A 5,242-nucleotide genomic window follows, 5' to 3' on the forward strand; every position below is an offset into this window, starting at 1 on the left:
GCACTTGCCATCGTTGATTTTCGCGTTAAGGTGTTGTCACCAAATTCAGGGAAATCAGCGATGAGCAAATCAACACGGGCAACCATCAGCGATGTGGCGAAAGCTGCAAAAACCGGCAAGACCAGCATTTCACGTTATCTCAACGGTGAAAAGCACCTGCTTTCCGACGCGCTGCTGGCCCGCATTGAACAAGCCATTGCCGATCTCGACTATCGTCCCAGCCTGATGGCAAGAGGCCTGAAACATGGTCGTACCCGCCTGATTGGCCTGATCATCGCCGATATTACTAATCCCTACTCCGTCAACGTGTTAAGTGGTATTGAAGCCGCCTGTCGCGATAAAGGCTTTACCCCGCTGGTGTGTAACACCAACAACGAAGTGGATCAGGAGCTGCATTATCTCGACCTGCTGCGCAGCTACCAGGTCGAAGGGATAGTGGTCAACGCCGTCGGGATGCGCGAAGAGGGGCTGAACCGCCTGCAACAGTCTGCGCTGCCGATGGTGCTGATTGACCGTAAAATTCCCGATTTCGCCTGTGATATGGTCGGGCTGGATAACACCCAGGCGGCAACGGTTGCCACCGAGCATCTGGTCGAACAAGGTTTTGAAGCCATCCTGTTCCTCAGCGAACCACTCGGCATGGTGAATACCCGCCGCGAACGCCTGAGCGCTTTTCGCGCCACGCTCGCGCAATACCCCGGCGTTATCGCGCAAAATGCCGAAGTCCCGCTCACGGACAATACGCAACTGGACGACACCCTGCGCCAGTTTCACCAGCAGCATCGTGGAATGCGCAAAGCCGTTATCTCTGCCAACGGTGCCCTCACGCTACAAGTAGCCCGTGCCCTGAAACGCATTGGCCTCAACTGGGGGAGCGACATTGGCTTACTCGGCTTTGACGAACTGGAATGGGCTGAGCTGGCGGGCGTTGGTATTACCACGTTGAAACAACCCACCTGGCAGATTGGTTACACCGCCGTTGAGCAGGTTGTGCGCCGGATTGATGGCGGCTCTGCGGCCATTCAGGAGCAGGTCTTCTCCGGCGAGCTGATCGTGCGCGGCTCTACCTGCCGTTAAATTACCTTCGTGATGGTGATCATAAATTCGACATCATAGGCTTTTCTTTGGAACCGGTTCCATCTAGCGTTATAACAAGAACGCTAGTCTGGAGTTTCCATGAAAAGAAAAATTATGGTTGTCACCGCCGCTTATGGGCACGACCAGGTACGGGCCGCAGGCGGGCAAACGGCAATGCTGCCCATCATCGCTGAAGCCGGTGCTGACGGCGTCGAAATCCGCCGCGAGCTATTAACTGACGCCGAGCTGAAAACGCTCTCTACGATGGCCTCTGCTATCGAAATCTTCGGCCTGCTGGCCTGTTACTCAGCGCCTGAACCGTTGTTCCTTGAAGACGGTAACCTCAACCCCCGTCTTCCAGAACTACTTGAGGAAGCGCAGGCCTTGCAGGCGCTGTGGTTAAAAGTCTCCCTCGGCCATTTTTCCCATACCGAACAGTTCGACGTTCTACGCCAATGGCTGGACAACAGCGGAATGGAGCTGGTTATCGAGAACGATCAGACCGACTGCGGACGCCTGCAGCCGATGCAGGGCTTTAACGAAGCCTGTCAGGCGCAAAACCTGCCGATATCTTTAACCTTCGATATGGGCAACTGGCTGTGGGTGGGTGACTCCCCGGAACAGGCGGCGCAGAACCTGGCGTCAACCGTTGGCTATATCCATGTCAAAGCCGCAGTTGCACATCGCGACAGCTACCGCGCCGTACCGCCTGATGAAGCCGATCCGCGCTGGCTGGCGCTGCTAAAAACGCTGCCCAACGATGTCCCGCGCGGCATTGAGTTCCCCCTGGAAGGGCAGGATTTGGTGGCGGTTACCCGCCGCTACGTCGAGCTGTTACGCGAGGAGTAACGCATGAAAAATTCACTGGATGTGGTCACTATTGGTGAAGCGATGGCGATGTTTGTCGCCACGCAAACCGGCGAACTGGCGGATGTGGAGCAGTTTATCAAGCGCGTTGCAGGCGCGGAGCTTAACGTAGCGACCGGTCTTGCCCGTCTGGGCCTGAAGGTCGGTTGGGTGAGCCGCGTTGGCAACGACAGCTTTGGCCGTTTTATCGTTAAGTCGCTGGAAAAAGAAGGGATTGATGCGCAGGGAGTCACCCAGGACGGGCGTTACGCTACTGGCTTTCAGCTTAAATCTAAAGTCGAAAATGGAACCGATCCCATTGTGGAATATTTCCGTAAAGGTTCCGCTGCCAGCCACCTCAGCATTGAAGATTATCACGAGGCCTATTTCGCCAGCGCGCGCCACCTGCACCTGAGCGGCGTAGCAGCAGCGCTTTCTGCCAGCTCTTATGAACTACTGGCGCATACCGCCCGCACCATGAAGGCCCAGGGGAAGACCATCTCGTTCGACCCGAATTTGCGCCCGGTATTGTGGAAAAGCGAAGCCGAAATGGTGGAAAAACTGAACCGGCTGGCATTCCAGGCTGACTGGGTTTTACCAGGGTTAAAAGAGGGCATGATTTTAACCGGTCAGCAAACGCCTGAAGCCATCGCCGACTTTTATCTGCGCCATGGCGTGAAGGCCGTGATCGTGAAAACCGGGGCTGATGGCGCCTGGTACAAAACCGCCAGCGGTGAACAAGGCTGCGTGGCACCGGTAAAAGTCGACAATGTGGTCGATACGGTCGGCGCAGGAGATGGCTTTGCCGTAGGCGTTATTAGCGCCCTGCTGGAAGGCCGCTCGTTGCATCAGGCGGTGACCCGCGGCAATAAAATTGGCGCACTGGCCATTCAGGTTCAGGGCGACAGCGAAGGATTACCCACACGTGAACAATTAGGGGAATAAACTCCCGGCCAACTCTGTACCCTACATACAGAGGCGGCGTATCAGCATAACCAGAGGGCAGTCTATGAATAGCTCAACTAATGCAGCAAAACGCTGGTGGTACATCATGCCAATCGTGTTTATCACGTATAGCCTGGCGTACCTTGATCGCGCGAACTTCAGCTTCGCCTCCGCCGCCGGTATCAACGAAGACCTCGGCATTACCAATGGGATCTCTTCCCTGCTGGGCGCGCTGTTTTTCCTCAGCTATTTCTTCTTTCAGATCCCGGGCGCAATTTACGCTGAACGCCGCAGCGTACGAAAACTGATTTTTGTCTGTCTGATCCTCTGGGGCGCATGCGCGTCGTTAACCGGCATGGTCAGCAATATTCCAATGCTTGCCGCCATCCGCTTTATTCTTGGCGTCGTTGAAGCCGCCGTGATGCCGGCAATGCTGATTTATATCAGCAACTGGTTTACGAAATCTGAACGCTCGCGCGCAAACACTTTCCTGATCCTCGGTAATCCGGTCACTGTTCTGTGGATGTCCGTGGTTTCCGGTTACCTGATTCAGGCGCTGGGCTGGCGGGAAATGTTCATCATTGAGGGCTTCCCGGCCATCATCTGGGCGTTCTGCTGGTGGGTGCTGGTAAAAGACAAACCGTCTCAGGTCGGTTGGCTGTCAGAATCTGAAAAAGCCGCGCTTCAGGCACAACTGGAAAAAGAGCAGCAAGGCATCAAAGCCGTACGTAACTATAGCGAGGCTTTCCGCTCACGTAACGTCATCCTGCTGTGTATGCAGTATTTCGCCTGGAGTATTGGCGTCTATGGTTTTGTCCTGTGGCTGCCGTCGATTATCCGCAACGGCGGCGCAAATCTGGGGATGGTGGAAGTTGGTTGGCTGTCATCCGTACCGTATCTGGCGGCAACGGCGGCGATGATCCTCGTCTCCTGGGCGTCCGATAAGTTGCAAAACCGTAAGCTGTTTGTCTGGCCACTGTTACTGATCGCGGCGTTCGCGTTTATCGGCTCCTGGGCCGTAGGCGCAGACCACTTCTGGATTTCTTACACGCTGTTGGTTATTGCAGGCGCGGCAATGTATGCCCCCTATGGTCCCTTCTTCGCCATCATCCCGGAAATGCTGCCGCGCAACGTCGCCGGTGGGGCAATGGCGCTGATCAACAGCATGGGCGCGCTAGGCTCATTCTTTGGTTCATGGTTTGTCGGCTACCTCAATGGCGCTACCGGCAGCCCGTCTGCCTCGTACATTTTTATGGGGGTAGCGCTTTTTGTCTCAGTGTGGCTAACTCTCATTGTTAAGCCTGCTAATAATCAACAGCTACCTATTGGCGCACGCCACGCTTAAATTTTAACTTACGGAGATTCGCATGAAGCCGTCCATTATTCTCTATAAAGCGTTACCTGACGATTTACTGCATCGCCTGGAAGAACATTTTACTGTGACTCAGGTGCCTAACCTGCGCCCGGAAACGGTCGCACAGCACGCCGACGCTTTTGCCAATGCAGAAGGTCTGCTGGGCTCCAGTGAAGCCGTCAATACCGCTCTGCTGGAGAAAATGCCCAGGCTGCGTGCGACATCTACGATTTCCGTAGGCTATGACAACTTCGACGTCGATGCCCTCAACGCGCGTAAGGTGCTGTTGATGCACACGCCAACCGTGCTGACGGAAACCGTCGCCGATACGGTAATGGCGCTGGTGTTAAGCACCGCTCGCCGCGTAGTGGAAGTTGCCGAACGGGTAAAGGTCGGCGAATGGACCAAAAGTATCGGACCGGACTGGTTTGGTACCGATGTACACCACAAAACGCTGGGGATTGTCGGTATGGGCCGCATTGGGCTGGCGCTGGCACAACGTGCGCATTTCGGCTTTAGCATGCCGATTCTCTATAATGCGCGCCGTCATCATCAGGAAGCAGAAGAGCGCTTCAATGCACGTTACTGCGACCTCGATACGCTGTTGCAGGAGTCTGATTTTGTCTGCCTGATCCTGCCGTTAACCGACGAAACGCATCATCTGTTCAGCACCGAGCAGTTTGCCAAAATGAAGTCTTCCGCCATTTTCATTAACGCCGGACGTGGCCCGGTGGTCGATGAAAAAGCGTTGATTGCTGCCCTGCAAAAAGGCGAAATTCATGCCGCTGGCCTGGATGTATTTGAGCAAGAGCCATTATCGGTAGACTCACCGCTGCTGTCACTGCCCAACGTGGTGGCCGTACCGCATATTGGTTCAGCCACGCACGAAACGCGCTACAACATGGCGGCCTGTGCGGTGGATAACTTAATCGATGCGCTGCAAGGACGCGTTGAGAAGAACTGCGTAAACCCGCAGGTCGCATCATAAACAAAAGGCCGGGTAGCGCTTACGCTCACCCG

At 55.2% G+C, this 5,242-nt stretch carries 5 protein-coding genes; all 5 read left to right on the forward strand.

The features are described 5' to 3' along the window. Positions 1-60: 60 nt before the first annotated feature. Entirely contained in the window at positions 61-1,077 is a 1,017-nt protein-coding gene (locus FDW94_RS22735) for a LacI family DNA-binding transcriptional regulator (protein ID WP_048215331.1), read from the forward strand. Positions 1,078-1,176: 99 nt separating this feature from the next. Next, positions 1,177-1,926, forward strand: coding sequence for a sugar phosphate isomerase/epimerase (locus FDW94_RS22740; RefSeq protein ID WP_137378291.1), 750 nt, complete (start codon positions 1,177-1,179; stop codon positions 1,924-1,926). Between the two features lie 3 nt (positions 1,927-1,929). Beyond that, positions 1,930-2,868, forward strand: a complete 939-nt coding sequence (locus tag FDW94_RS22745) for a sugar kinase (RefSeq protein WP_071446719.1) — start codon at positions 1,930-1,932, stop codon at positions 2,866-2,868. 64 nt (positions 2,869-2,932) lie between these two features. After that, positions 2,933-4,213 carry an MFS transporter gene (locus tag FDW94_RS22750; protein ID WP_137378292.1) on the forward strand — a complete coding sequence of 427 codons (1,281 nt, stop codon included), beginning with the start codon at positions 2,933-2,935 and terminating at the stop codon, positions 4,211-4,213. A gap of 22 nt (positions 4,214-4,235) precedes the next feature. Next, positions 4,236-5,210 (forward strand): glyoxylate/hydroxypyruvate reductase GhrB, encoded by a 975-nt coding sequence (gene ghrB, locus FDW94_RS22755; RefSeq protein WP_048227295.1) that lies wholly within the window; start codon positions 4,236-4,238, stop codon positions 5,208-5,210. The last annotated feature ends 32 nt before the right edge of the window (positions 5,211-5,242 follow it).

It is taken from the genome of Citrobacter sp. wls757, from assembly GCF_005280935.1.
Taxonomy (GTDB): domain Bacteria; phylum Pseudomonadota; class Gammaproteobacteria; order Enterobacterales; family Enterobacteriaceae; genus Citrobacter; species Citrobacter portucalensis.

What these genes read in the sequence shown, in the direction of transcription:
- FDW94_RS22735 (WP_048215331.1), top strand. Translation starts at nt 61, where the DNA reads ATGAGCAAATCAACACGGGCAACCATCAGCGATGTGGCGAAAGCTGCA.
- FDW94_RS22740 (WP_137378291.1), top strand. Translation starts at nt 1,177, where the DNA reads ATGAAAAGAAAAATTATGGTTGTCACCGCCGCTTATGGGCACGACCAG.
- FDW94_RS22745 (WP_071446719.1), top strand. Translation starts at nt 1,930, where the DNA reads ATGAAAAATTCACTGGATGTGGTCACTATTGGTGAAGCGATGGCGATG.
- FDW94_RS22750 (WP_137378292.1), top strand. Translation starts at nt 2,933, where the DNA reads ATGAATAGCTCAACTAATGCAGCAAAACGCTGGTGGTACATCATGCCA.
- ghrB (WP_048227295.1), top strand. Translation starts at nt 4,236, where the DNA reads ATGAAGCCGTCCATTATTCTCTATAAAGCGTTACCTGACGATTTACTG.